The 26,282-nt window shown below is 61.5% G+C and carries 28 protein-coding genes; 15 read left to right on the top strand and 13 right to left on the bottom strand.

The features are described 5' to 3' along the window. Nucleotides 1-20: 20 nt before the first annotated feature. The 5 genes from C9383_RS09610 to def form a co-directional block, all read right to left on the bottom strand. A complete protein-coding gene (locus C9383_RS09610; protein WP_090367789.1) occupies nt 21-341 on the bottom strand; it encodes a hypothetical protein in 321 nt (106 codons plus the stop codon). Nucleotides 342-361: 20 nt separating this feature from the next. Next, nucleotides 362-1,735 carry a Trk system potassium transporter TrkA gene (gene trkA / locus C9383_RS09615; protein WP_060756551.1) on the bottom strand — a complete coding sequence of 458 codons (1,374 nt, stop codon included), beginning with the start codon at nt 1,733-1,735 and terminating at the stop codon, nt 362-364. 22 nt (nt 1,736-1,757) lie between these two features. Then, complete coding sequence (gene rsmB, locus C9383_RS09620) at nt 1,758-3,068, bottom strand: 16S rRNA (cytosine(967)-C(5))-methyltransferase RsmB (protein WP_090367787.1); 1,311 nt, start codon at nt 3,066-3,068, stop codon at nt 1,758-1,760. After that, on the bottom strand, nt 3,065-4,018 hold the full coding sequence (fmt, locus tag C9383_RS09625; protein ID WP_090367784.1) for a methionyl-tRNA formyltransferase: 954 nt from the start codon (nt 4,016-4,018) through the stop codon (nt 3,065-3,067). The genes rsmB and fmt overlap by 4 nt, the downstream gene beginning before the upstream one ends. A 69-nt stretch (nt 4,019-4,087) precedes the next feature. Then, nucleotides 4,088-4,594 (bottom strand): peptide deformylase, encoded by a 507-nt coding sequence (gene def, locus C9383_RS09630; RefSeq protein ID WP_016970668.1) that lies wholly within the window; start codon nt 4,592-4,594, stop codon nt 4,088-4,090. A gap of 135 nt (nt 4,595-4,729) precedes the next feature. Between def and C9383_RS09635 the strand changes: the two genes are divergently transcribed. The 3 genes from C9383_RS09635 (at nt 4,730) to tsaC (ending at nt 7,276) form a co-directional block, all read left to right on the top strand. Further along, nucleotides 4,730-5,506, top strand: a complete 777-nt coding sequence (locus C9383_RS09635; protein WP_090367782.1) for a peptidoglycan-binding protein — start codon at nt 4,730-4,732, stop codon at nt 5,504-5,506. 63 nt (nt 5,507-5,569) lie between these two features. Next, nucleotides 5,570-6,664 carry a DNA-processing protein DprA gene (dprA, locus tag C9383_RS09640; protein WP_090367780.1) on the top strand — a complete coding sequence of 365 codons (1,095 nt, stop codon included), beginning with the start codon at nt 5,570-5,572 and terminating at the stop codon, nt 6,662-6,664. Between the two features lie 54 nt (nt 6,665-6,718). Continuing rightward, the gene (tsaC, locus tag C9383_RS09645) at nt 6,719-7,276 is read left to right on the top strand and encodes an L-threonylcarbamoyladenylate synthase type 1 TsaC (protein WP_060756546.1); all 558 of its coding nucleotides are present in this window, start codon (nt 6,719-6,721) and stop codon (nt 7,274-7,276) included. Nucleotides 7,277-7,407: 131 nt separating this feature from the next. Here tsaC and C9383_RS09650 read toward each other — a convergent pair whose 3' ends face one another. Then, nucleotides 7,408-8,385 carry a quinone oxidoreductase family protein gene (locus C9383_RS09650; protein WP_090367778.1) on the bottom strand — a complete coding sequence of 326 codons (978 nt, stop codon included), beginning with the start codon at nt 8,383-8,385 and terminating at the stop codon, nt 7,408-7,410. Nucleotides 8,386-8,545: 160 nt separating this feature from the next. Between C9383_RS09650 and hemF the strand changes: the two genes are divergently transcribed. Then, complete coding sequence (hemF, locus tag C9383_RS09655; protein WP_090367776.1) at nt 8,546-9,478, top strand: oxygen-dependent coproporphyrinogen oxidase; 933 nt, start codon at nt 8,546-8,548, stop codon at nt 9,476-9,478. Continuing rightward, nucleotides 9,478-10,296, top strand: a complete 819-nt coding sequence (gene aroE, locus C9383_RS09660) for a shikimate dehydrogenase (protein WP_090367774.1) — start codon at nt 9,478-9,480, stop codon at nt 10,294-10,296. Before hemF ends, aroE begins: the two co-directional genes overlap by 1 nt. Before the next feature lie 128 nt (nt 10,297-10,424). Here aroE and C9383_RS09665 read toward each other — a convergent pair whose 3' ends face one another. The 3 genes from C9383_RS09665 to betC all read right to left on the bottom strand — a co-directional run bounded on the left by C9383_RS09665 (nt 10,425) and on the right by betC (nt 14,553). Further along, entirely contained in the window at nt 10,425-11,993 is a 1,569-nt protein-coding gene (locus C9383_RS09665; RefSeq protein ID WP_090367772.1) for a SulP family inorganic anion transporter, read from the bottom strand. A gap of 112 nt (nt 11,994-12,105) precedes the next feature. Further along, nucleotides 12,106-13,020 (bottom strand): choline ABC transporter substrate-binding protein, encoded by a 915-nt coding sequence (choX, locus tag C9383_RS09670; protein WP_090367770.1) that lies wholly within the window; start codon nt 13,018-13,020, stop codon nt 12,106-12,108. 18 nt (nt 13,021-13,038) lie between these two features. Continuing rightward, the gene (gene betC, locus C9383_RS09675) at nt 13,039-14,553 is read right to left on the bottom strand and encodes a choline-sulfatase (RefSeq protein ID WP_090367768.1); all 1,515 of its coding nucleotides are present in this window, start codon (nt 14,551-14,553) and stop codon (nt 13,039-13,041) included. 103 nt (nt 14,554-14,656) lie between these two features. Between betC and C9383_RS09680 the strand changes: the two genes are divergently transcribed. The 6 genes from C9383_RS09680 (at nt 14,657) to C9383_RS09705 (ending at nt 20,324) form a co-directional block, all read left to right on the top strand. Beyond that, a complete protein-coding gene (locus C9383_RS09680) occupies nt 14,657-15,607 on the top strand; it encodes a choline sulfate utilization transcriptional regulator (protein WP_060756539.1) in 951 nt (316 codons plus the stop codon). 30 nt (nt 15,608-15,637) lie between these two features. Then, nucleotides 15,638-15,964: a DOPA 4,5-dioxygenase family protein gene (locus C9383_RS09685; protein ID WP_060756682.1), complete on the top strand. Its 327-nt coding sequence runs from the start codon at nt 15,638-15,640 to the stop codon at nt 15,962-15,964. A 174-nt stretch (nt 15,965-16,138) separates the two neighbouring features. Then, nucleotides 16,139-17,080 (top strand): 2-dehydro-3-deoxygalactonokinase, encoded by a 942-nt coding sequence (locus C9383_RS09690; protein WP_090367766.1) that lies wholly within the window; start codon nt 16,139-16,141, stop codon nt 17,078-17,080. A 19-nt stretch (nt 17,081-17,099) separates the two neighbouring features. Then, the gene (locus C9383_RS09695) at nt 17,100-17,720 is read left to right on the top strand and encodes a 2-dehydro-3-deoxy-6-phosphogalactonate aldolase (RefSeq protein WP_090367764.1); all 621 of its coding nucleotides are present in this window, start codon (nt 17,100-17,102) and stop codon (nt 17,718-17,720) included. 48 nt (nt 17,721-17,768) lie between these two features. Then, on the top strand, nt 17,769-18,917 hold the full coding sequence (gene dgoD / locus C9383_RS09700) for a galactonate dehydratase (protein WP_090367762.1): 1,149 nt from the start codon (nt 17,769-17,771) through the stop codon (nt 18,915-18,917). A 102-nt stretch (nt 18,918-19,019) separates the two neighbouring features. Then, nucleotides 19,020-20,324, top strand: a complete 1,305-nt coding sequence (locus C9383_RS09705) for an MFS transporter (RefSeq protein WP_090367760.1) — start codon at nt 19,020-19,022, stop codon at nt 20,322-20,324. Between the two features lie 121 nt (nt 20,325-20,445). Here C9383_RS09705 and trpA read toward each other — a convergent pair whose 3' ends face one another. Together trpA and trpB are read right to left on the bottom strand one after the other, a co-directional pair. Continuing rightward, a complete protein-coding gene (gene trpA / locus C9383_RS09710; protein WP_090367758.1) occupies nt 20,446-21,255 on the bottom strand; it encodes a tryptophan synthase subunit alpha in 810 nt (269 codons plus the stop codon). Then, nucleotides 21,255-22,496, bottom strand: a complete 1,242-nt coding sequence (trpB, locus tag C9383_RS09715) for a tryptophan synthase subunit beta (RefSeq protein WP_060756532.1) — start codon at nt 22,494-22,496, stop codon at nt 21,255-21,257. Before trpB ends, trpA begins: the two co-directional genes overlap by 1 nt. Nucleotides 22,497-22,605: 109 nt before the next feature. Here trpB and C9383_RS09720 point away from each other — a divergent pair, with 109 nt between their 5' ends. After that, complete coding sequence (locus C9383_RS09720; protein WP_090367756.1) at nt 22,606-23,502, top strand: LysR family transcriptional regulator; 897 nt, start codon at nt 22,606-22,608, stop codon at nt 23,500-23,502. 8 nt (nt 23,503-23,510) lie between these two features. Here C9383_RS09720 and C9383_RS09725 read toward each other — a convergent pair whose 3' ends face one another. Next, entirely contained in the window at nt 23,511-23,837 is a 327-nt protein-coding gene (locus C9383_RS09725; RefSeq protein ID WP_003233664.1) for an ElaB/YgaM/YqjD family protein, read from the bottom strand. Nucleotides 23,838-23,991: 154 nt separating this feature from the next. Here C9383_RS09725 and C9383_RS09730 point away from each other — a divergent pair, with 154 nt between their 5' ends. Then, nucleotides 23,992-24,207, top strand: a complete 216-nt coding sequence (locus C9383_RS09730) for a dodecin (protein WP_005783406.1) — start codon at nt 23,992-23,994, stop codon at nt 24,205-24,207. Nucleotides 24,208-24,322: 115 nt separating this feature from the next. After that, nucleotides 24,323-24,547, top strand: coding sequence for a DUF1161 domain-containing protein (locus C9383_RS09735; RefSeq protein WP_090367754.1), 225 nt, complete (start codon nt 24,323-24,325; stop codon nt 24,545-24,547). A gap of 59 nt (nt 24,548-24,606) precedes the next feature. Here C9383_RS09735 and C9383_RS09740 read toward each other — a convergent pair whose 3' ends face one another. Further along, the gene (locus C9383_RS09740; protein WP_021491416.1) at nt 24,607-25,608 is read right to left on the bottom strand and encodes an LLM class flavin-dependent oxidoreductase; all 1,002 of its coding nucleotides are present in this window, start codon (nt 25,606-25,608) and stop codon (nt 24,607-24,609) included. Between the two features lie 215 nt (nt 25,609-25,823). Here C9383_RS09740 and C9383_RS09745 point away from each other — a divergent pair, with 215 nt between their 5' ends. Then, complete coding sequence (locus C9383_RS09745) at nt 25,824-26,255, top strand: OsmC family protein (protein WP_060756528.1); 432 nt, start codon at nt 25,824-25,826, stop codon at nt 26,253-26,255. Nucleotides 26,256-26,282 lie beyond the last annotated feature (27 nt).

Raw genomic sequence — 26,282 nt, forward strand, 5'->3', positions numbered from 1 at the left:
AGCAAGCCCCCTCCCACATTTCACTCCGGTCGGGGCTGACGGTCGAGTTTCTTCAGGAACACCGTCATCTCTTTCTCGGCCTGCTTGTCGCCATGGGTCTGGGCCGCTTCGATCCCTTTCTCCCACGCCAGCCGCGCCGCAGCGATATCACCCAATCCCGCCTGCGCCTTGCCCAGCAACTTCCACGCCGCCGAATACTTCGGGTCAAACTCGACGCACTTGCGTAAATGTTCGGCTGCCTTGGCGTTGTCCTTCAGGTCCAGGTAACCCTTGCCCAAGCCAAAGCGCAGCAGGGAATTATCGACACCCTTGGCGAGCATTTTCTCCAGGGATTCGAGCATGCCGGTGTACTCCTTTTGTGTCAGAAAAAGCTCAGCCCCACGTGGAACAACTTCTCCACATCGCGGATATGCTTTTTATCCACCAGGAACAAAATCACATGGTCGCCCGTGGCGATCACCGTGTCGTCGTGGGCGATGATCACTTCTTCATCACGAATGATCGCGCCGATGGTGGTGCCCGGTGGCAGGCCGATATCGCGGATGGCCTTGCCGATCACCTTGCTCGATTTCGCATCACCGTGGGCGATCGCCTCGATGGCCTCCGCCGCGCCCCGGCGCAGGGAGTGCACGCTGACGATATCGCCACGGCGCACGTGGGCGAGCAAGGTGCCAATGGTGGCCAGCTGCGGGCTGATGGCGATGTCTATATCGCCCCCTTGAATCAGGTCGACATAGGCCGGGTTGTTGATGATGGTCATCACCTTCTTCGCGCCCAGTCGCTTGGCCAGCAGGGAAGACATGATGTTGGCTTCGTCATCGTTGGTCAGGGCCAGGAAGATATCCGCGTCGGCAATGTTTTCTTCCATCAGCAGGTCGCGGTCCGAGGCACTGCCTTGCAGCACCACGGTACTGTCGAGCGTGTCGGACAAATACCGGCAACGTGTCGGGCTCATCTCGATGATCTTCACTTGGTAGCGGCTTTCAATCGCCTCCGCCAAGCGTTCGCCGATCTGCCCACCCCCCGCGATCACGATGCGTTTGTAGCTCTCGTCGAGCCGGCGCATTTCGCTCATCACTGCGCGAATATTCGCCTTGGCTGCGATGAAAAATACCTCGTCGTCAGCCTCGATCACCGTATCGCCCTGGGGCAGGATCGGCCGGTCGCGTCGGAAAATAGCCGCTACGCGGGTTTCCACATTCGGCATGTGTTCGCGCAACTGGCGCAGTTGCTGGCCGACCAGCGGGCCACCGTAGTAAGCCTTCACCGCCACCAATTGTGCCTTGCCTTCGGCGAAGTCGATCACCTGCAAGGCGCCGGGTATCTCGATCAGGCGCTTGATGTAGTGGGTGACCACCTGTTCCGGGCTGATCAGCACGTCCACTGGAATCGCGTCGTTGTCGAACAGCCCCGCACGGGTCAGGTAGGCCGCTTCACGCACGCGGGCGATCTTGGTCGGGGTGTGGAACAGGGTGTGGGCGACTTGGCAGGCAACCATGTTGGTTTCGTCACTGTTGGTCACGGCCACCAGCATATCGGCATCGTCGGCGCCGGCCTGGCGCAGCACCGTCGGGAATGACGCGCGGCCTTGCACAGTGCGGATGTCCAGGCGGTCGCCGAGGTTGCGCAGGCGTTCGCTGTCGGTGTCGACCACCGTGATGTCGTTGGCTTCGCTGGCCAAATGTTCTGCCAGCGTACCGCCAACCTGCCCTGCCCCAAGGATGATGATTTTCATCCGGTCACTCCCTTAAAACCATTCAGCCGCGTGCGGCGGCGATTTTGATCAGTTTGGCGTAGTAGAAACCATCGTGGCCGCCTTCCTGTGCGAGCAGTTGGCGGCCGTGGGGCTGCTTGATCCCGGCGGCCGTGGCGAGGTCCAGTTCGCGCGCGCCGCTGGTGCGGGCGAGGAAGGCCTGGATCACCTCGGTGTTCTCGGTGGGCAAGGTAGAGCAGGTGGCGTAGAGCAGGATGCCGCCGACTTCCAGGGTCGGCCACAAGGCGTCGAGCAGTTCGCCTTGCAGCACGGCCAGGGCCGCGATGTCGTCGGGCTGGCGGGTCAGCTTGATGTCCGGGTGACGGCGGATGACGCCGGTGGCGGAACACGGCGCGTCCAGCAGGATACGTTGGAAAGGTTTGCCGTCCCACCAACTGGCGGTGTCGCGGCCGTCGGCAGCGATCAGGTCGGCGTTGAGGCCCAGGCGTGCGAGGTTTTCACGCACACGTACCAGGCGCTTGGCTTCCAGGTCGACCGCGACCACACCCGCCAGGTCCTTTTCGACTTCCAGGATGTGGCAGGTCTTGCCGCCCGGTGCGCAGCAAGAGTCGAGCACGCGTTGGCCGGGGGCCAGGTCGAGCAGGTCGGCGGCCAGTTGTGCGGCTTCGTCCTGCACGCTGATCCAGCCTTCGGCAAAGCCCGGCAGGCTGCGTACGTCAGTGGCGGCTTCCAGCACAATACCGTCGACGCTGTACACGCACGGTGTGGCGTTGATGCCGGCCGTGGTCAGCAATTGCAGGTAGGCATCACGGCTGTGATGACGGCGGTTGACCCGCAGGATCATCGGCGGGTGCGCATTGTTGGCGGCGCAAATGGCTTCCCATTGCTGCGGCCAGAAGGCTTTCAGGGCTTTTTGCAGCCAGCGGGGGTGAGCGGTGCGCACTACCGGGTCGTGCTCCAGCTCGGCCAGCAGCGCTTCGCTCTCGCGCTGGGCGCGGCGCAGCACGGCGTTGAGCAGGGCCTTGGCCCAGGGCTTTTTCAGCTTGTCGGCGCAACCGACGGTTTCACCGATGGCGGCATGGGCCGGCACGCGGGTGTAGAGCAACTGATAGAGGCCGACCAGCAGCAGCGCCTCCACATCCGCATCGGCGGCCTTGAACGGCTTTTGCAGCAGCTTGGCCGCCAGTGCCGACAAGCGCGGCTGCCAGCGGGCGGTGCCAAATGCCAGGTCTTGGGTGAAACCGCGATCGCGGTCCTCAACCTTGTCCAGCTGAGTGGGCAGCGAACTGTTCAACGAAGCCTTGCCGTTGAGAACGGCGGCGAGGGCCTTGGCGGCGGCCAGACGCGGGTTCATTGGGCGACCGTCCCGAGAACCGTGCCGAGGGCAAATTTCTCACGACGGCTGTTGAACAAGTCGCTGAAATTCAGTGCTTTGCCGCCAGGCAATTGCAGACGGGTCAGGCACAGTGCCTGTTCACCGCAGGCCACCACCAGGCCGTCTTTGCTGGCGCCGATGATTTCGCCGGGAGCGCCTTTGCCTTCGGCCAAGGTCGCGGCCAGTACTTTCAAGGCCTCGCCATTGAGCGTGCTGTGGCAGATCGGCCACGGGTTGAAGGCGCGCACCAGGCGCTCCAGTTCCACGGCCGGGCGGCTCCAGTCGATACGCGCTTCGTCTTTATTCAGTTTGTGGGCGTAGGTGGCCAGGCTGTCATCCTGTACGTCGCCTGGCAGTGTGCCAGTTGCGAGGCCGGCGATAGCCTGGATCACCGCCGGCGGGCCCAGCTCGGCGAGACGGTCGTGCAGGCTGCCGCCCGTGTCTTCGCCCGTGATCGGGGTGGTGACCTTGAGCAGCATCGGGCCGGTATCCAGGCCCGCCTCCATGCGCATCACGGTCACCCCGCTTTCGCGGTCACCCGCCTCAACCGCCCGCTGGATGGGGGCTGCGCCGCGCCAGCGTGGCAGCAACGAGGCGTGACTGTTGATGCAACCCAGGCGGGGGATGTCCAGCACCGCTTGTGGAAGGATCAAGCCATAGGCCACGACCACCAACAGGTCCGGCTGCAGTGCGGCCAACTCGGCCTGAGCCTCGGCATTACGCAGGCTGGGTGGTTGCAGCACAGGGATGTTGTGTTCCAGCGCCAACTGCTTGACCGGGCTTGGCATCAGTTTTTGCCCGCGCCCGGCCGGACGATCCGGCTGGGTATACACCGCGACGATGTCATAAGGGCTGGCAAGCAGCGCCTTGAGGTGTTCGGCTGCGAATTCGGGAGTGCCGGCAAAAACAATGCGCAGTGGCTCGGTCATGGGAGTTCTCGGTTAAAAGCAGTCACAAAAGAAAAAGGCTTGCCGCAGCAAGCCTTTGGAAGACGGGCATCAAGCTTGCTGGCGATGCTTTTTTTCCAGCTTCTTCTTGATTCGGTCGCGCTTGAGCGTGGACAGGTAATCGACAAACAGCTTGCCGTTGAGGTGGTCGCACTCATGTTGGATGCATACCGCCAGCAGGCCATCGGCGATCAACTCGTAGGGCTTGCCATCACGGTCCAGGGCCTTGATCTTCACGCGTAGCGGGCGTTCGACGTTTTCGTAGAACTCCGGTACCGACAGGCAACCTTCCTGGTATTCGCCCATCTCTTCGGTCAGCGGTTCGAACTCGGGGTTGATGAACACCCGGGGTTCGCTGCGATCTTCCGACAGGTCCATGACCACGACGCGCTGATGCACGTTGACCTGGGTGGCGGCGAGGCCGATGCCCGGGGCTTCATACATTGTTTCAAACATGTCATCGACCAACTGACGAACCTTGTCGTCCACTACGGCCACCGGTTTGGCGATCGTGCGCAGGCGCGAGTCGGGGAATTCGAGGATGTTCAAAATAGCCATAAGCGTAATTGCTGCACATGTGAGGTAGAGGCAAATCGGCGTTGGGATGGACCCAGACAGCCGGTGTGAAACGCTCAAAAGCCGCACAGGCCATGGCATTTCACGCGAACGCACATAATAAAGGAGATTGACCCCATGAGGAAATCGCTACTCGTCTTGCTGCTGTGGGCCCCGTTCGCCACGGCCCTGCTGCCCCAGCCTGTACAGCGCCTGGATCAACCGACGCAACAGGCTATCCAGCGCTTCTTATTGCATAACCGTATTCTCGATACGCCCCAGGATCTGGACCGGGCGCCCTACATTGTTGCGGCTGAGGCGGGGCGGGTGTTGGGCGCCCATGGCGAGCGGGTGTATGCCCGCGGTGCTCTCGACCCGTCCCAGGCCAGCTATGGGATTTTCCGGCGCGGCAAAACCTACACCGACCCGCACACTCAGCAACTGCTGGGCATCAATGCCGACGACATCGGCACCGCACGTTTTGTGACGGCCGGTGATCTCACTACCCTGGCCGTGCAGCGCGTGACCCAGGAAGTCCGCCCAGGCGACCGTCTGCTACGCGCTGAGCACCCCGTCGCGCCGGCAAGGCTGGAAGCTGGGGTATCCGCGCCTTTTATCGAAGGGCAAATCATTGATATCCCCAAGGGCGTCACTCAGATTGGCGTGCTGGACGCCGTCACCCTGAATAAAGGCCGGCGCGACGGCATGGTCGAAGGCCAATTGCTCACGGTGATCAAGAGCGGTTCCACTGTCCGCGACATCCTCACCGGCGCCCCGACGCCACTTCCCGACGAGCGTGCTGGCACCCTGCTGGTGTTTCGTACCTTTGAAAAACTCAGTTACGGCCTGGTACTGAGTGCCTCGCGCTCACTGGCGGTGATGGACCGTTTCGTGACGGCCAATCCAACGCAATAAATAGCCTGCTAAATAAGTTACCAACAGAGTTATCCACAGCTTGTTCCGGTCAAGGATGATCAGATGTATCCGATAAACAGTGATGAAATTTCGCCTGCCGAACTGGAAGCCCGACTACGCTTGCACAGGCTGCCGGAACTGGGCCCCAAGCGTTTTCGCATTTTGATCGAAGCGTTCGGCGGCGCTTCAAAGGCCATCAGCGCCCCCGCCAGTGCCTGGCGTTCCCTCGGGTTGCCGGCCATCAGTGCCGAGGCTCGACGCAGCCCTGAAATCCGTGATGGCGCGAGTGCTGCCTTGGCCTGGCTAGCCCGCCCGGCCCAGCATTTACTGATGTGGGACCAGCCTGAGTATCCCGCGCTACTCGCCCAGATCGACGATGCCCCCCCGTTGCTGTTCGTTGCCGGTGACCCTGCGATCCTGGAAAAACCCCAGCTGGCGATGGTCGGCAGCCGTCGCGCTTCCCGTCCCGGCATGGACACGGCCGCCGCGTTTTCGCGCAGCCTGGCGAGTGCGGGCTTTGTTATCACCAGCGGCTTGGCGCTGGGCATAGACGGCGCGGCGCATCAGGCGGCATTGGAGGTGGGTGGCCAGACCATCGGCGTGCTGGGCACGGGCCTGGAAAATTTTTATCCACAGCGCCATCGAAAGCTCGCGGCGGCAATGATTGACCAAGGCAGTGCCGTCGTTTCCGAGTTTCCGCTGGATGCGGCGCCGCAAGCGGGTAATTTTCCCCGGCGCAACCGGATCATCAGCGGCTTGTCGCTGGGCGTATTGGTGGTTGAAGCCAGCATGGCCAGCGGCTCGCTCATTACCGCACGGCTGGCGGCCGAGCAAGGACGCGAGGTGTATGCGATCCCGGGCTCCATTCATCATCCGGGTGCCAAGGGGTGTCACCAGTTGATCCGCGATGGCGCGGTGTTGGTCGAAACCATCGAGCATATTCTGGAAGGTTTGCGCGGTTGGCAGGCCCTGTCTCGTCCTGCCCCCATGCCGGTCACCCATCCGCTGGTGGCGTTGCTGCATGCCGCGCCTCATACCAGCGAAGGCTTGGCGATTGCCAGCGGGCGGCCGTTATCCCAAGTGCTGGCGACGCTGACGGAGTTGGAGCTCGAAGGCCAAGTGATCTGCGAGAGTGGCCGCTGGCTCGCGCGCCCCTAGGTTTTGTAACGAAGATCGGTAAACTGCGCAGAGCTTTAGTCCGGAGAGTGAACAATGGTCAACAGGTGGCGTGTGCTGGAAGCCGCACGAGAAATTCGCGCAGGCGCGGTGATTGCCTATCCGACCGAGGCGGTCTGGGGCCTGGGCTGCGACCCGTGGAATGAAGAAGCGGTGGACCGGCTGCTGGCGATCAAGAACCGCTCGGTGGATAAGGGCTTGATCCTGGTGGCGGACAATATTCGCCAGTTCGATTTTCTCTTTGAAGATTTCCCGGATACCTGGATCGAACGCATGGCCAGTACCTGGCCGGGGCCGAATACCTGGCTGGTGCCCCATCAGGGCTTGCTGCCTGAATGGGTGACCGGTGTGCATGACACGGTGGCGGTACGGGTGAGTGACCATCCGCTGGTGCGGGATTTGTGCTCGCTGGTGGGGCCGTTGATTTCCACATCGGCCAACCCTCAGGGGCGCCCGGCGGCGCGCACGCGGCTGCGTGTAGAGCAATATTTCCGTGGCCAACTGGACGTGGTGCTGGGTGGCGCCCTGGGTGGGCGCAAGAACCCGAGCCTGATTCGTGATTTGGCGACGGGTGAGGTGGTGCGGCCGTCCTGAGGCCGAGGTGTGGCCATCGCGAGCATGCCCGCTCCCACACTTGACCGCGTTCCTTCAGTTGGAATCCGATCAAAATGTGGGAGCGGGCTTGCTCGCGATAAGGCCCTCACAACCTCTACAGATCTATCGTGTTACGGCAACAGAATGGTCGACCCCGTCGTGCGCCGTCCCGACAATTCCGTTTGCGCTTTCGCCGCCTCAGCCAGCGAATAGCGCTGGTTGATATCAATGCGGACCTTGCCGCTCTTGATCATCGAGAACAAATCATCGGCCATTGCCTGCAGGTTCTCCGGGTTGTTGGCATAGGTCGCCAGTGTCGGACGGGTCACATACAGCGAACCCTTGGCCGCCAGGATCCCCAGGTTCACCCCATCGACCGCGCCCGACGCGTTACCGAAGCTCACCACCAACCCACGCGGTGCCACGCTGTCCAGTGAGGTCAGCCAGGTATCCTTGCCCACACCGTCGTATACCACCGGTACTTTCTTGCCGTCGGTCAATTCCAATACGCTCTGTGCGACGTTTTCCTTGCTGTAGTCGATGGTTTCCCAGGCGCCGAGGGATTTGGCCAGGGCGGCTTTTTCCGGCGAGCTCACGGTACCGATCAGCTTGACGCCCAGGGCTTTGGCCCATTGGCAGGCCAGGGAGCCCACGCCCCCGGCCGCGGCGTGGAACAGAATGGTTTCGCCGCCTTTGAGTTCATAGGTCTGGCGCAGCAGGTATTGCACGGTCAGGCCCTTGAGCATGGCACCGGCAGCCTGTTCAAAGCTGATCTCGTCCGGCAGGTGCACCAGGTTGGCTGCGGGCAACACATGCAGTTGGCTGTAGGCGCCTAATGGGCCGCTGCCATACGCCACACGGTCGCCGACCTTGAATTGAGAGACTTCACTGCCGACCGCGTCGACCACCCCGGCACCTTCGGCGCCCAGCCCCGATGGTAACGCTGGCGGTGCATACAGGCCGCTGCGGAAATAGGTGTCGATGAAGTTCAGGCCGATGGCCTCATTACGCACGCGAACCTGTTGCGGGCCCGGCTCTGCGGGCGTGTAGTCGACATATTCAAGTACTTCGGGACCGCCATGGGCGCTGAACTGGATACGTTTGGCCATCTGCACTTCTCCTTGAGATCGAATCGCGTGGCCTGCTATCGGACTCCTAAGCTTGATCTTCGTCAACTGCGACGCGCGTGGGTGCGGTGTTATCCTGTGCGCCCATTTGCCGCCGACGCCCGATGGCCTCGCGTAGCTTTGCCCGATTCAAGGTGATGCCATGACTACTCGCACTGAGGCTGTTAAAGCCTACCTGCTCGACCTGCAAGACCGCATTTGCAGCGCCCTGGAAACCTTCGAGACGGACACTCGCTTTATCGAAGACGCCTGGACCCGGCCTGCCGGCGGTGGCGGTCGCACCCGTGTGATTGCAGACGGTTCGGTCATTGAAAAAGGCGGCGTTAACTTTTCCCACGTGTTTGGCAGCGGCCTACCACCCTCTGCCAGTGCCCATCGCCCTGAGCTGGCCGGGCGCGGCTTTGAGGCGTTGGGGGTGTCGCTGGTGATCCATCCGCACAACCCGCATGTGCCGACGTCCCACGCCAATGTGCGCTTTTTCATTGCCGAAAAAGACGGCGAAGAGCCGGTATGGTGGTTCGGTGGCGGCTTCGACCTCACGCCTTACTATGGAAACGAAGAAGACTGCATCCACTGGCATCGTGTGGCCGAGCAGGCCTGTGCGCCGTTCGGTCCGCAGGTGTACCCGCGCTACAAAGCCTGGTGCGACAGCTATTTCCATATCAAGCATCGCAACGAACCGCGCGGTATCGGCGGGCTGTTCTTCGATGACTTGAACGAATGGGACTTCGACACCTGTTTCGCCTTCATCCGCGCTATCGGCGATGCCTACATCGATGCCTACCTGCCGATAGTACAGCGCCGCAAAGCCATGCCCTACACCGAGCAACAGCGCGAATTCCAGGAATTCCGTCGCGGCCGCTACGTGGAATTCAACCTCGTCTACGACCGTGGCACTTTGTTCGGCCTGCAGTCGGGTGGGCGTACCGAGTCGATCCTGATGTCGCTGCCGCCGCAAGTGCGCTGGAGCTATGACTGGAAAGCCGAAGCCGGCAGCGAAGAAGCGCGGCTCACCGACTACTTCCTGCAAGACCGAGACTGGCTTGGCCTGATTGCGCCCAAGGCGGCTGTCTGATGGATCGGTATGTCGTATTCGGTAACCCCATCGGCCACAGTAAATCGCCGTTGATCCACCGTATGTTTGCCGAGCAGACCGGCGAGCAACTGGATTACAACACCTTGCTCGCACCGCTGGAGGATTTCTCCGGCTGTGCCCGTGAGTTCTTTGTGCAAGGACGGGGTGCCAACGTCACTGTGCCGTTCAAGGAAGAAGCCTACCGTCTGGCCGATACCTTGACCGAGCGCGCCCAACGCGCCGGTGCGGTGAACACCTTGAGCAAGTTGGCCGACGGCACCCTGCTGGGCGACAACACCGACGGCGCGGGTTTGGTGCGCGACCTGACGGTAAACGCCGGGTTGACGCTCAAAGGCGCGCGCATCCTGCTGCTGGGCGCCGGCGGTGCAGTCCGCGGGGCATTGGAACCGTTGCTGGCGGAACAACCGGCCTCGTTGATCATCGCCAACCGTACGGTCGAAAAGGCCGAATTGCTCGCAGAGCTGTTCGACGATCTCGGCCCGGTATCCGCCAGCGGTTTCGACTGGCTGCGTGAGCCGGTAGACCTGATCATCAATGCCACGTCCGCCAGCCTGTCAGGCGATGTACCGCCGATTGCCGGCAGCCTGATCGAACCCGGCAAGACCTTTTGCTACGACATGATGTACGCCAAGGAGCCGACTGCGTTCTGTCGCTGGGCCGCTGAACAAGGTGCGGCCGTGGCGATGGATGGCCTGGGCATGCTGGTGGAGCAGGCGGCGGAAGCGTTCTTCCTGTGGCGCGGTGTGCGCCCGGCTTCGGCACCGGTGCTGGCTGAACTACGCCGCCAACTCATCTAGCTCCAATCTGATGTGGGCACCGCTACTGTGGGAGGGGGCTTGCTCCCGATTGCAGTGTGTCAGCCAAGAATTACTTGGCTGAACCACCGCAATCGGGAGCAAGCCCCCTCCCACATGTTTGACTGCGTTCAGTCTTCGAACTGGAGGGGGCAGTTGTCGGCTCCCTCCAGTTTCTTCAACTCTTCCACCACCTGCGGCCGGGCCCGGCGCAAGGTCAAGCTGCGTCCCAAGCCCCGCAATCGCCGTGCCTCCTGGTGCAGCATCTCCACGCCGGAATAGTCGATAAAGTTGATCTGCTGCGCCTCGATGACCACCCGCTGGCCGTGCAGACTTTGCAGACGTACTTGCAGGTAATGGCTGGCGCCGAAGAAGATCGAGCCGCCTATCCGCAGGACATCTTCGTCGCCGTCACGCCACTGCTGGACGCGCGGTTGCGAGGTGCGCTTGAGGTAGAAAAACAGCGAGGCCAGCACCCCGGCATAAATCGCCGTTTGCAGCTCCAGCAGCAAGGTGGCGACGCAGGTCAGGCCCATCACCACAAACTCGGCCCGGCTCACCCGGAACAACGCACGAATGCCGCGATGGTCCACCAGGCCCCAGCAAATCAACAGAATGCTCGCGGCCATGCTCGGAATGGGGATGTGGGCGATCAATGCGGCGCCGAACAACGCGAACAGCGCCACCCACAGCGCGGAAAACACCCCCGCCAACGGCGAGCACGCGCCTGCTTCATAGCTGAGCCCGGAGCGGGTAAAGGAACCGGCTGACAAGTAGCCCGAGAAAAATCCACCAACAATGTTGGATAAACCCTGCGCGCGGACTTCCTGGTTGGCGTCGAGCAATTGCTGTGAACGGGCCGACAAAGAGCGGGCTATCGACAGGCTGGTCACCAGCCCCAGCATCCCCACCGCCACTGCACTGGGCAGTAGGCGCAGCAGCAGATCGAGGTCCATCGGTAGCGGGCTGAATGGCGGCAGCTTGCCAACAAACGAACTGACCCGCGCGACATGCCCGAACATCGCCGGCCACAGCCAGACGGCCAGGCTGCCGAGGGCCAAGGCGATCAACAGCGTTGGCCAGCGTGGCACCCAGTATTTGAGCAACGCGCCCACCAACAAGGTGCCCAGCCCCAGGGCCAGTGACGCCTGGTCCCACTCGCCGCCATGGTCGATCAGCGCCAGCAGGCTATTGATTGCCGTGGCCTGGCTCGGCAAATCCAGGCCCAGCAGATTGGGCAACTGGCCCAGGGCAATCACCACGGCGGCACCCAGGGTGAAACCCAGTACCACCGAGTGAGAGACGAAATTCACCAGCGCGCCGAAGCGCAGCATGCCCAGCAGCCACTGGAAAACGCCGGCCAGGAATGTCAGCAGGAGGATCAAGGTGATGTAGTCCTGCGATCCGGGTATCGCCAAGGGGCTGATGCTGGCGTACAGCACGATGGAAATCGCCGCCGTAGGGCCGCAGATCAGGTGCCAGGAGGAGCCCCAGAGACAGGCGATCAGTACCGGGATGATTGCCGCGTACAGGCCGTATTCGGGCGGGAGACCGGCGATCAGTGCGTAGGCAATCGACTGTGGCAGGGCGAGGATTGCGCCGCTGAGGCCAACGACTGCATCTCGCCCCACGCTGGCGCGGGTTTGGCGCGGGAGCCAGGCGAGAAAGGGAAAAAGTGTGTGGCGGTTGGGCCGGGGCATGAAAGGCTCGGTCTGTAGGTTTGGCGCAGAATATCAGCAGGCACCGATCCCGGTGGGAGGGAGCAAGTCGAATCGTCGCTCCGCCCCTCCCGCACTTGGATCGCGTCGGATGTCAGAGCCTGGCTTTGACAGCCGGCAGGGCCTCCTGGCCATCCGTGGTCTTCACCCCGTCGAGCCACTTGTCCAACACTGCGGGATTCGCCTTGATCCACGCCTTCGCCGCATCGGCATTGCTGACCTTGTTGTTGGCGACCTCGGCCATGATGCTGTTCTCCATCTCCTGGGTGAAACTCAGGTTGGTCAGCAGCTTCCCGACATTCGGGCACGCCTGTGCGTAACCCTTGCGGGTCAAGGTATACACGCTGCCGGTGTCACCAAAATACTTCTCGCCGCCCTTGAGGTAGTGCATTTTCAATTGCACGTTCATCGGGTGCGGCGTCCAGCCGAGGAAGGAGACGAATTTCTGTTTTTTGACCGAGCGTGACACCTCGGCGAGCATTGCCTGTTCGCTGGACTCGATCAGCTTCCATTGGCCCAGATCAAAGTCGTTCTTCTTGATGATCTCCTGCAACGAGATATTCGCCGGCGCGCCGGAGCCGATGCCGTAGATCTTCTTGTCGAACTTGTCGGCAAACTTGTTCAGGTCGTTGAAGTCATGCACGCCGGCGTCCCACACGTAGTCCGGCACCGCGAGGGTGAACTCGGTGCCGTCGAGGTTTTTCGCCAGTTGCACTACATCGCCATTGGCCACGAATTTGTCATAGAAGCCCTGTTGTGCCGGCATCCAGTTGCCCAGGAACACATCCACCTGGCCATCCTTGAGCCCGCCAAACGTGATCGGCACCGCCAGGGTGTCGACCTTGGGTTTGTAGCCCATGCCTGTCAGTAGAAAACCGGTGATGGCATTGGTGGCGGCGATATCGCTCCAGCCGGGATCAGCCATTTTCACCGTTTCACAACTGGCGTCTGCGTACACATTGGCGCTGGCGAGCGCCAGGATACCCAGTACTACCGTTAGCTTTTGCATGGCCTTCCCTCTGTGTCTTTATTGGTTTTGGCAGGGTTGTGGATAACGTGCCTTGCGCTCCAGGTCGTCGAGGTCGATATGGTTGCGCATGTATTGCTGACTGGCGTCTACCAGTGGCTGGTGATCCCAGCTCTTCAGCTTGCCCTGGGTCAGGGCTTCAAACACCAGACGACGGCGGCGTTGGCTGGCGAGTACCTGTTGGTGGATCGCCGGGATGTCCCATTTGGCTCGCGCCTCGCTCAAGAACGCCTCGAACCGTGAGCGGTGCTCCGGCGACTGGCTGAGGTTCTCCCGCTCGTGCGGGTCGTTGTGCACATCGAACAGTAGACAAGGGTCGTCTTCGCTGTAGATGAATTTGTAGGCGCCACGGCGGATCATCATCAGCGGGCTGATGGTGCCTTCGGCCATGTATTCGCCGAACACTTCGTCGTGCCCGCCCTGCCCTTGCAAATGCGGCACCAGCGAGCGGCCGTCCAGCGGCAGGCGTGGGTCCAGCTCGCCGCCGGCCAGTTCCACCAGGGTCGGCAGCAGGTCGGCGGTGGACACGGCGTGGGCCACGCGGCCGGCGGCGAATTGCCCCGGTGCCCAGACCAGCAACGGTACGCGGGCGGCCATTTCAAACCAATGCATTTTGTACCAGAGGCCGCGCTCGCCGAGCATGTCGCCGTGGTCGCCGGAGAAGATGATGATCGTATCCTCGGCCAGGCCGGTGTCTTCCAGGGTCTGCAAGAGCTTGCCGACATTGCTGTCGATATAGCTGCAAGCACCGAAATAAGCACGCCGCGCATCGCGGATCTTATCCACAGGCAGCGGCTTGTCCCACAGGTCATAGACTTTGAGCAGGCGTTGGGAGTGCGGGTCGAGATCGGCCTGGGGCGGGGTCGTCGGCAAAGGGATCTGGCTATCGTCGTACAGCTCCCAGAACGGCTTGGGAATGGTGTACGGGTCGTGCGGGTGAGTCATCGACACCGTCAGGCAGAACGGCTGATCGCCGTCCTCACGGATATGGTCGAACAGGTATTGCTGGGCTTTGAACACCACCTCTTCGTCGAAGTCGAGCTGGTTGGTACGCACACACGGACCGGCTTGCAGTACCGAGGACATGTTGTGGTACCAGCTGGGGCGCACGTCCGGCTCATCCCAGTTCACCGCCCAGCCGTAGTCGGCGGGGTAGATGTCGCTGGTCAGGCGCTCCTCGTAGCCATGCAACTGGTCGGGGCCACAGAAATGCATCTTGCCCGACAGCGCGGTGCGGTAGCCGAGGCGGCGCAGGTAGTGGGCATACGTCGGTACATCGGCGGGGAAATCCGCCGCGTTATCGTAGGCGCCGATCTTGCTCGGCAGTTGGCCGCTGACCAAGGTGAAGCGCGATGGTGCACACAGCGGGCTGTTGCAATAGGCGGCGTCGAACACCACGCCCTGTGCGGCAAGGCGGCTCAGGTTCGGCAGCTTGATCGGGGACGGTGCGTAGAACGGCAACAGTGGCGCGGCCATTTGATCGGCCATGATGAAAAGAATGTTCTTGCGCTTCATGGGGCTTCGGCATTCCATAGGCGGTGTTTATGCGAATGAGCATGCAGCCCATGAAAAATTGGGTAAAGCCCATGAAATACAATGTCTAGGATAAGTACAGCTAATGTATGAAGCCCTCGGTGATCTATCCCTCGACCTGTTGCGCGTATTCGAAGCGGCGGCGCGACATCGCAGCTTCACGGCGGCCGCCATGGAGTTGGGCACCACTCAACCGGCCATCAGCCAGCAGATCAAGCGGCTCGAAGAACAGCTGTCGATTCGCCTGTTTGATCGCATCTACCGTGGCATCGAATTGACCGACGCGGGTGCCCTGCTGTTCGAGCATGCCCAGGGTGGCTTGCAGGCCATCAACCAAGGTCTGAGCGCGATCACCCAGCAGGGCCAGCATGAAGTGCTGCAAGTGGCCACCGACTTCGCATTCGCCGCTTACTGGCTGATGCCGCGCCTGCACCGCTTCCACCAGGCCAACCCGCAGGTCGATGTCAGCCTGGTCACCAGCGAACGTAACCACGCCACCTTGCGCAGTGATATCGATGTGGCGGTGCTGTTCGGCGACGGGCGTTTCAAGCAGGGCGACAGCCTGTGGCTGTTCAACGAAGAAGTGTTCCCGGTGTGTAGCCCGCAGTGGCTCAAGGAGCAGACCACAGCGCTGACCCTGGCGAATTTGCAGGATTTTCCCCTGCTGCACCTGCGTCAGGAGAACAACAGCCAGTGGTTCGACTGGAGCGGTGTGTTTCGCGAGTTAGGGATCACCACGGCACCCACGCCAGGCCAGTTGCGTTTCGACAACTACACACTGCTGATCCAGGCGGCGATTGCCGGTCAGGGCGTAGCCATCGGCTGGCGCCACCTGGTGGATAACCTGTTGCAGCAGAACTGGCTGTGCCGGCCGATCAGCGACACGGTGATCTCGCGTTTCGGTTATTACGTCGTGCAGCCCCAGCGCAAACGCCGGGGGCAGTTGATCGAGCGCTTTGTCGATTGGCTGCTGGCGGAGCAGGCCAGCAGCGCGCAGTCCCTGACCGGACTGGCCCTGCCGTCGATTGCGGTCTAGGATCGGCGCACAGTGGACGCGGATTTCATCATGCAACGTATCAAGGGCTATCACGCCCATATCTACTTCGACGCCAGTACGATCGAGCAGGCGCGCACCCTGTGCGAAGACGCGGCCAAGCTGTTCCCGTTACGCATGGGTCGAGTGCACGAACGGCCGGTGGGCCCGCACCCGGACTGGAGCTGCCAATTGGCTTTCGAGCCGGAGTACATCGGTGTGGTGCTGCCGTGGTTGGCCTTGCACCGCGAGGGTCTGGTGGTGTTCCTGCACCCCGAAACCGGCGATGACCTGAAGGATCACACCGACTATGCGATCTGGATGGGGGCGATGCGCGAACTGGACTTGTCGGCTTTTTAACTTCCCCTATCAGATAACGTCTTGTTCCACTCCCCGCAAAAAGGGCAAACGGAGTAGGATTTATCTCGTCTCGTCTCACTATGTGGGATTGATATTTATATATTGAGATGTGCGCAAGCATAGGTTTATATTCGCCCATCAGCTTTTTTCATCACCACTCATTCAGGTGAAGCGATGCAGGCGCAATTGATCGCGCTCGATTGGGGCACCAGTTCCCTTCGTGCTTATAAACTCGGCCCCGCAGGTGTGGTGCTGGAGCAGCGCTCGCTGGCGTGGGGCATCATGCATTTGCCCAGCGAGCCCCGGGATATCGCGGGTGTGTACTGTCGTGATGGCTTTGAATTGGCATTCGATGCGGCGTGTGGTGACTGGCTCGATGCCCGGCCCGACCTGCCCGTGATCGCCTGCGGCATGGTCGGCAGCGCCCAGGGCTGGAGCGAGGCGGCCTATCGCAATACGCCAGTGAACGTCGCCAGCCTCGGCAACGCTCTGCATCGGGTACGCAGCTTGCGTGGAATCGACGTGCATATCGTGCCCGGCGTGATTGAGCAGGTCGGTCTGCCCAATGTGATGCGTGGCGAAGAAACCCAAGTGCTGGGCGTGCTGCAGGGGCTTGGCGCCGACGTATTGATCGGCCTGCCCGGCAGCCATTCCAAATGGGTCGAGGTGGTCGAGGGGCGTATCACCCACTTCGACACCTTCATGACCGGCGAGCTGTTCGCGGTGTTGAGCAAACACAGCCTGCTTGGGCGTACTCAGCAAATATCCGAATACTTCCAGGCCGACGCTTTTGATCGGGGCGTGCAGGTGGCGCTCTCCAAAGATGGCCAACGCGGCGTGCTGTCGACGTTGTTCAGTGCGCGCACGCTCGGGCTGACCGGCGAGTTGGCGCCCGAACAACAGCCTGACTACCTGTCCGGTTTGCTCATCGGTCATGAACTGGCCGGCCTGCCGGTCGGCGCCAAACACCAACCCATCATCCTGGTCGGCGCCGCCGCCCTCTGCGCCCGCTACCAACGCGCCCTCGCCCTGTGCGGCTTCGATCACGTCAGCCTGGCGCAGGAAGCCACCGAGCGTGGCCTGTGGCAACTGGCGGTGGCCGCCGGGCTCACTTAACCTGCATTGGAGACCTGACATGCTCAAGCAAGCGCTCGCCCGCAACGGTTTGATCGCAATCCTGCGTGGCGTACGACCGGACGAAGCCCTGGCGATCGGCCAGGTGCTGTACCAGGCGGGTTTTCGCGTCATCGAAGTACCGCTGAATTCGCCCGACCCCTACACCAGCATCCGCACGCTGCGCGATGGCCTGCCTGCCGATTGCCTGATCGGCGCGGGCACAGTGTTGACCCCGGAGCAGGTCGAGCAAGTGAAAGCCGCCGGTGGCCAGGTCATCGTGATGCCGCACAGCGATGCCAAGGTCTTGCGCGCAGCGAAAGCGGCGGGCCTGTTCCTGTCGCCCGGTGTGGCCACGCCGACCGAAGCATTTGCCGCCCTGGCCGAAGGCGCCGACGTGTTGAAGCTGTTCCCGGCCGAGCAAATGGGCCCGTCGGTGATCAAGGCGTGGCTGGCGGTATTGCCGGCGGGCACGTTGCTGTTGCCGGTGGGCGGCATTACCCCGGACAACATGCAGGTGTTCATCGATGCCGGCGCCAAAGGGTTCGGTCTGGGTTCCGGGTTGTTCAAGCCGGGTATGACGGTGGATCAGGTCGCGAGCCGCGCCCAGGCGTATGTCGCCGCCTGGAACAGCCTGAGCTGACTTCAAGTTCCGCGCCCACGGGCGCTGCATCTATAAGAGAGATAACAGATGAAAATCACCAAACTGACGACCTTCATCGTTCCGCCGCGCTGGTGCTTCCTCAAAGTCGAAACCGACCAGGGCGTGACCGGCTGGGGCGAGCCTGTGGTTGAAGGCCGCGCCCATACCGTGGCGGCGGCCGTCGAAGAACTGTCCGACTACCTGATCGGCAAAGACCCGCGCAATATCGAAGACATCTGGACCGTGCTCTATCGCGGCGGTTTCTACCGTGGCGGCGCGGTGCACATGAGTGCGCTGGCCGGTATCGACCAGGCGTTGTGGGACATCAAGGGCAAGGCCCTCGGCGTGTCCGTCAGCGACCTGCTCGGTGGCCAGGTGCGCGACAAGATCCGCGTGTATTCATGGATCGGCGGCGACCGCCCGGCCGATACCGCCCGTGCCGCGAAAGAGGCGGTGGCGCGTGGCTTTACCGCAGTGAAAATGAACGGCACCGAGGAGTTGCAGTTCGTCGACAGCTTCGAAAAAGTCGACCTGGCCTTGGCCAACGTTGCCGCTGTGCGGGATGCGGTCGGCCCTAACGTGGGCATTGGCGTCGACTTCCATGGCCGCGTGCACAAGCCCATGGCCAAGGTGCTGATGAAGGAACTGGACCCCTACAAACTGATGTTCATCGAAGAGCCGGTGCTCAGTGAAAACTACGAAGCGCTCAAGGAACTGGCACCGCTGACCAGCACCCCGATTGCGCTGGGCGAGCGCCTGTTCTCGCGCTGGGACTTCAAGCGTGTGCTCAGCGAAGGCTATGTCGACATCATCCAGCCGGATGCGTCCCACGCCGGAGGTATCACCGAAACCCGCAAGATCGCCAACATGGCCGAAGCCTACGACGTGGCCCTTGCCCTGCACTGCCCGCTGGGCCCGATTGCCCTGGCGGCGTGCCTGCAACTGGACGCTGCGTGCTACAACGCGTTTATCCAGGAGCAAAGCCTGGGCATTCACTACAACGAGAGCAATGACCTGCTCGACTACGTGCGCGACCCGGGCGTGTTCGACTATGACCAGGGCTTCGTGAAGATACCCAACGGGCTAGGCCTGGGCATCGAGATCAACGAGGAATATGTGGTCGAACGCGCGGCTATCGGCCATCGCTGGCGCAACCCGATCTGGCGCCATGCCGATGGCAGCTTTGCCGAGTGGTGACTTCCAGCTAAATGTGGGAGGGAGCAAGCCCCCTCCCACAGTTGATTCGGTTTCTTCAGGCCGTCAGGCCAGACCTCAACAAACATAAAAAAGAGGCACCCCATGCACCCTGAATCCTTTACTGGACAGGCTTCTTTAGTCACGCCCAGCAGAAAGCGTTTCTTCATCATGCTGTTGTTGTTCATCACCGTGGTGATCAACTACCTCGACCGCAGCAACCTGTCGATTGCCGCCCCGGCGCTGACCAGTGAGCTGGGTATCGACCCGGTGCATGTCGGGCTGATCTTCTCCGCCTTCGGCTGGACCTACGCCGCCATGCAGATTCCCGGCGGTTGGCTGGTGGACCGGGTGCCGCCGCGAATTCTGTATACGGCTGCGTTGCTGTTGTGGTCCATCGCCACTGTCATGCTGGGCTTTGCCGCAAGCTTCATCGCGCTGTTCGTGTTGCGCATGGCGGTGGGTGCGCTGGAAGCGCCGGCTTATCCGATCAACAGCCGTGTGGTCACCACCTGGTTTCCCGAGCGTGAGCGGGCGACCGCCATTGGCGTCTACACCTCCGGGCAATTTGTCGGGCTGGCGTTTCTCACGCCGGTACTGGCCTGGCTGCAACACGCCTTCGGCTGGCACATGGTGTTTGTCGTCACGGGGGGCGTGGGCATTCTCTGGGCGGTGATCTGGTATGCGGTGTACCGCGAGCCGAAGGATTTCAAAGGCGCCAATGCGGCTGAAATCGCGTTGATCCGTGAGGGCGGCGGCCTGGTGGACATGCAGGCGAAAACCGTCAAGGCGCCGTTCAGTTGGGCCGACCTGGGCATCGTGCTGAGCAAGCGCAAACTCTGGGGGATCTACCTGGGGCAGTTCTGCCTGAACTCGACGCTGTGGTTCTTCCTGACCTGGTTCCCGACCTACCTGGTGAAATATCGCGGCATGGACTTCATCAAGTCCGGTCTGCTGGCGTCGTTGCCCTTCCTCGCGGCCTTCGTCGGCGTACTGTGCTCCGGGATTTTTTCCGACTGGCTGATTCGCCGTGGCGCGTCAGTGGGTTTTGCGCGCAAGTTGCCGATCATTGGCGGGCTGTTGATTTCCACGGCGATCATCGGGGCCAACTATGTCGACTCCACCGCGTGGGTCATCGCCTTCCTGGCGGTGGCGTTCTTCGGCAATGGCCTGGCGTCGATCACCTGGTCGCTGGTCTCGACCCTGGCACCGGCGCGACTGCTGGGCTTGACCGGCGGGGTGTTCAACTTCATCGGCAACCTGTCGGCGATCGCCACGCCGATCGTGATTGGCTTCCTGGCCAGTGGCGACTCATTTGCGCCGGCGATTACCTACATTGCGGTGCTGGCATTGCTTGGGGCGCTTTCTTACGTGTTGCTGGTCGGCAAGGTCGAGCGGATCGAACTTTAACGACATCGCATCCACAACAAAAAAGGGATTTCGAACGCGGTTCGAAATCCCTTGGGCTTGCGGTTCAGGCTCATGCACGAGCGGGCTGATTCCTCTGTATCAGGAACTTCACCTACCACGCTTACCGACGGGCGTTACGCACACCTTCCGACAGCGCCGCGCACAGGCTCAAAACGCCATCGATTGCTTGCTGATCATTCTTGGCCGTGGCGATGTGATCGATCAGGGCCGAACCCACTACCACACCGTCCGCCAGGCGTGCGATGGCCGCTGCCTGTTCCGGCGTGCGGATACCGAAGCCGATGCTGATCGGCAGTTCGGTATGCCGACGCAGGCGGGTCACGGCCTCTTCGACGTGCTCCAGGGTGGCGGCACCGGCGCCGGTCACGCCGGCCACCGATACGTAATACACGAAACCGGAGCTGCCATTGAGTACGGTTGGCAGGCGCGCATCATCGGTGGTGGGTGTGGTCAGGCGGATAAAGTCGATACCAGCAGCCTGGGCCGGGTCGCACAGCTCAGCGTTATGCTCAGGCGGCATGTCGACCACGATCAGGCCATCAACTCCGGCTGCCTTGGCGTCGGCAATGAACTGCGGCACACCGTACTTGTGGATCGGGTTGAAGTAACCCATCAACACCAGCGGCGTATCGTGATTGTCTTTGCGGAATTCACGAACCATCTGCAGGGTTTTCGCCAGGTTCTGCTTGGCGGTCAGGGCGCGGATGTTGGCCAGCTGAATAGCCGGGCCGTCGGCCATCGGGTCGGTGAAGGGCATGCCCAGCTCGATCACGTCGGCACCGGCGGCAGGCAAGCCTTTGAGGATCGCCAGCGAAGTGTCATAGCCCGGGTCACCGGCGGTGACGAAAGTGACCAGGGCGGCGCGGTTCTGTTCTTTCAGTTGCGCGAAGCGGCTTTGCAGGCGGCTCATCAGTGTTTCTCCTGCTTGGACTGCTCTTGTTGAGAGTGTTCCATGTGGAACATCACGGTTTGCATGTCTTTATCGCCACGGCCTGAAAGGTTGACCACCATCAAGTGATCCTTCGGCAGGGTCGGCGCGCGTTTGAACACTTCAGCCAAGGCGTGGGCGCTTTCCAGGGCAGGAATAATCCCTTCCAGGCGGCAGCACTTGTGGAACGCATCCAAGGCTTCATCGTCGGTGACCGAGGTGTATTGCACGCGGCCGATATCGTGCAACCACGCGTGTTCAGGGCCGATACCGGGGTAGTCGAGGCCGGCGGAAATCGAGTGGGCGTCGATGATCTGACCGTCGTCGTCCTGCAGCAGGAAGGTACGGTTGCCGTGCAGCACGCCCGGTACGCCGCCGTTGAGGCTGGCGGCATGCTTGCCGGTTTCGATGCCGTGCCCGGCCGCTTCAACGCCGATGATTTGCACGCTCTTATCGTCCAGGAACGGATGGAACAGGCCCATGGCATTGGAACCACCGCCGATGCACGCCACCAGGCTGTCCGGCAGACGGCCCTCCTGGGCTTGCAACTGGTCACGGGTTTCCTTGCCGATCACGGCCTGGAAGTCGCGCACCATCGCCGGATAAGGGTGTGGGCCGGCCACGGTGCCGATCAGGTAGAAGGTGCTGTCGACGTTGGTCACCCAGTCACGCAGGGCTTCGTTCATCGCGTCCTTGAGGGTGCCGGTGCCGGCGACCACCGGGATCACTTCGGCACCCAACAGCTTCATGCGGAACACGTTGGCCTGCTGGCGCTCGATGTCGGTGGTGCCCATGTAGATCACGCATTGCAGGCCGAAACGCGCGGCCACGGTGGCAGTGGCCACGCCATGCATGCCTGCGCCGGTCTCGGCAATGATGCGTTTTTTGCCCATGCGTCGTGCCAGCAGGATCTGGCCGATGCAGTTGTTGATCTTGTGTGCGCCGGTGTGGTTCAGCTCTTCGCGCTTGAGGTAGATCTTGGCGCCGCCGCAGAACTCGGTCAGGCGCTCGGCGAAATACAGCGGGCTTGGACGCCCGACGTAGTCGCGTTGGAAGTAGGCCAGTTCTTCATTGAACGCCGGATCGATCTTGGCCGCTTCGTATTCACGGGCCAGGTCGAGGATCAACGGCATCAGGGTTTCAGCGACATAACGGCCGCCGAACGCGCCGAACAGGCCGTTGGCGTCTGGGCCGTTGCGTAGATCGGTCTGGGACTGAGTCATGGGACGCTCCAGGAAAAAATGGGTGTAGAAACAATGAGGGCCACTCTACCCCTCACACGCTACGCTGAAAACCGATAAGATCGCCGCAACCTGTCAGGAAAACTCACAGATGAGCCGAGACCTCCCGCCCCTTAACGCCCTGCGTGCTTTTGAAGCCACAGCCCGCCTCAATAGCGTCAGCCTGGCTGCCGAGCAGCTGCACGTCACGCATGGCGCGGTCAGCCGTCAGCTGAAAGTGCTGGAAGAGCACTTGGGTGTCAGTCTTTTCAGCAAGGAAGGCCGAGGCCTTAAACTCACAGATGCGGGCGTCCGGCTGCGAGATGCCAGTGCCGAGGCCTTCGAGCGCTTGCGGGATGTGTGCGCGGAACTCACCCAAAGCGGCGCGGATGCACCCTTTGTGCTCGGTTTGTCGGGGAGTTTGCTGGCGCGCTGGTTTATCCCGCGTCTGGGCCGTTTGAATGCCGACCTGCCGGATTTGCGTCTGCACCTGTCGGCGGGTGAAGGCGACCTTGACCCGCGCCGGCCAGGCTTGGATGCGCTGCTGGTCTTCGCCGAGCCGCCGTGGCCGGCGGATATGCAAGTGTACGAGTTGGCCAGCGAGCGTATCGGGCCGGTCATGAGCCCGCGTTTCGCCGGCTTCGAACAATTGCGGGAGGCTGCGCCGCAAGCCTTGTGCGGCCAGGCGCTGTTGCACACCACTTCACGCCCGCAAGCTTGGCCCAGTTGGGCGCGGCACCACGGCATCGATCCCGGCGCTTTGAAACACGGCCAGGGTTTCGAGCATTTGTATTATTTGCTGGAGGCGGCGGTAGCCGGGCTTGGAGTGGCGATTGCGCCACAGCCGCTGGTGGCAGAGGACCTGCGTGCTGGACGCCTGGTGGCGCCGTGGGGGTTCAGTGAAACCCCGGCGCACTTGGCGTTGTGGCTACCCAAGCGCGCCGCGGACGGGCGCGCTCGGCAGCTGGCGCAGTGGCTCAAGGCTGAGCTGTTGCGCGAGCCGGGATAGCCGGTTAATCAGTCACCGCGTTTGCACAGCAGGTAAGCGGCCAGCAGGCCCAGCGCGCCAACGGCGACACCGGCGGTGGTCCAGGGATGCTCTTGTGCGTAGTCGCGGGTAGCAACACCGGTTTCACGCAGTTTGACTTTGCTTTCTTCGTAGGCGTCGCTGATCAGGTGACGAGAGTGCTTGAGGGCATTCTCGGCATTGCTTTTCAGGGCCTTCAGGGTTTTGCGCGACTCATCGGATGCATCATCCTTGAGGCTCTCAAGGGATTTGAGCAGGCTGGAAATCTCCGCTTCCATGCTTTCCAGCGAGGCTTTGCGTAGAGAAGTGTTGGCCATTTGGACTCTCCTGAAGTGATTGAGTGACGTGTGTAGATACCGACTGCGGCGGTTTCAGAAAGTGCAGTAAATCTGAACTTTTACCTACGAGCAGTCGCCAGAAGCATTACCAACATTGACTGCTACGCTGACTAAAGCCCTCAGGAGAAACGCCATGTCTGATCATCACACCTACAAGAAAGTCGAGCTGGTCGGCTCCTCGACCACCAGCATCGAAGACGCCATCAACAACGCCCTGGCCGAGGCCAACAAGAGCATCAAGCATCTGGAATGGTTTGAAGTGACTGAAACCCGTGGTCACATCAAGGACGGCAAGGCCGCGCACTTCCAGGTCACGCTCAAGGTGGGGTTCCGAATTGCCAGTAGTTGATCTCGCCGGTTGAACTTGCTGACTGGCCGATTGCCATAACCTGCGCTACAACCTTAGGGTGCCGATGCAACGTGCGTCGGCACGCTCTTTTCGATCAGCGCAAGGAAAGTAACGGATGAAGAAGTTTCTGTTAGCGGTAAGTTTGTTGAGCGTTGCCGGCACAGCAATGGCAGCTGGCAAGCCTTGTGAAGAGCTGAAAAGCGAACTCGCGGCCAAGCTCGATGCGAAAGGCGTTCAGCATTACTCGCTGGATGTGGTCGCTAAAGGCGCTGCCGCCGATGGCAAAGTGATCGGCAGCTGCGAAGCCGGCACCAAGGAAATTGTCTACAAGCGCGGTTGATTCCGTGTTCCAGACATAAAAAACCGACGCGAGTGCGTCGGTTTTTTTTCGCCTGGGCTTCAGCCTTTCATCAACTGCGCCAATAGCTCGTAGGAATGAATGCGATCAGCGTGTTCGTACAGGTCGCACGTAAAGATCAGCTCATCGGCGCCGGTCTGTTCGATCAACACTTCCAGTTTGGCGCGGATCTTCGCCGGGCTGCCCACCATCGCCAGGCCAAGGAAGCTGCCAACCGCGTCCTTCTCATGCGGCAGCCACAGGCCATCCATGGTTTTCACCGGTGGGCGCTGCACCAGGCTCTGCCCGCGCATCAGTGCGAGGATGCGCTGGTACACCGAGGTGGCCAGGTAATCGGCCTGTTCGTCGGTATCGGCCGCTACCAGCGGAATGCCGAGCATCACGTAGGGCTTATCCAACACGGCTGAAGGCTTGAAGTGATTGCGGTAGACGCGAATAGCCTCATGCATCAGGCGCGGTGCGAAGTGCGAGGCGAAGGCGTAGGGCAACCCCCGCTCTCCCGCCAGTTGCGCGCTGAACAGGCTCGAGCCGAGCAGCCACACCGGTACGTTGGTGCCCGTGCCCGGCACAGCGATTACCCGTTGGTCAGGCGTGCGTGGGCCGAGGTAGGCCATCAGTTCGGCCACGTCTTCCGGGAAATCGTCGGCGCTGCCGGAACGCTCCCGACGCAGGGCGCGGGCGGTCATCTGGTCGGAACCGGGGGCGCGGCCCAGGCCCAGGTCGATACGGCCGGGGTAGAGGCTTTCCAGGGTGCCGAACTGTTCGGCAATCACCAGCGGTGCGTGGTTGGGCAGCATCACGCCGCCGGAACCGACACGGATGGTAGAGGTGCCACCGGCCAGGTAGCCCAACAGGACTGAGGTGGCCGAGCTGGCGATGCCATCCATGTTGTGGTGCTCGGCCACCCAGAAACGGTTGTAGCCGAATTTTTCTACGTGCTGGGCCAGGTCCAGGGAATTGCGCAATGACTGGGCCGGACTGCCATTGGCCCGTACAGGTACGAGGTCGAGGGTCGAGAACTTCACGTCGGACAGCGATTTCATAAGCCAGCTTCTCCATTGGGTGCGCAGGCTTAAATAGACGAACCAAAACCTGCCGCTTCTGTGCATGTTCATGCAATGAGGGCATATACCCGAGATTCAATAGGTGATCATAAATTTCCTACTGGCGCACTAGGTTTTTCCGACAAAGTGAACTTTGCAAAAGCTTCTATCCTCAGAACCCTACTGACGCAAAACCACCGTTCGAGGAGATAGCTATGAGTATCAAGAAAAAAGCATCGGCTCATTGGGAAGGCGATCTGAAGACAGGCCTGGGGTCCATCTCGACCGAAACCGGCGTGTTGCGCGAAGCGCCCTACGGCTTCAAGGCACGTTTCGAGGGCGGCAAAGGCACCAACCCCGAAGAGTTGATTGGTGCTGCCCACGCCGGCTGTTTCTCCATGGCGTTCTCCATGATTCTTGGCGATGCAGGTCTCAAGGCTGACAGCATCGACACCCAGGCGGAGGTCACTCTGGACCAAGTGGACGGTGGTTTTGCGATTACCGCCGTGCATTTGATTTTGAAAGCCAAGATCCCGGGCGCGAGCCAGGCGCAGTTCGATGAGCTGAGCAAAAAGGCCAAGGAAGGCTGCCCGGTATCCAAGGTGCTGAATGCGAAAATCAGCCTGGATGCCACGCTCGTCAACTGACTCAGCCCATCCAATGTGGAAGGGGCC

Origin of the sequence: Pseudomonas palleroniana (assembly GCF_003031675.1) — a bacterium.
Taxonomy (GTDB): Bacteria; Pseudomonadota; Gammaproteobacteria; order Pseudomonadales; family Pseudomonadaceae; genus Aquipseudomonas; species Aquipseudomonas palleroniana.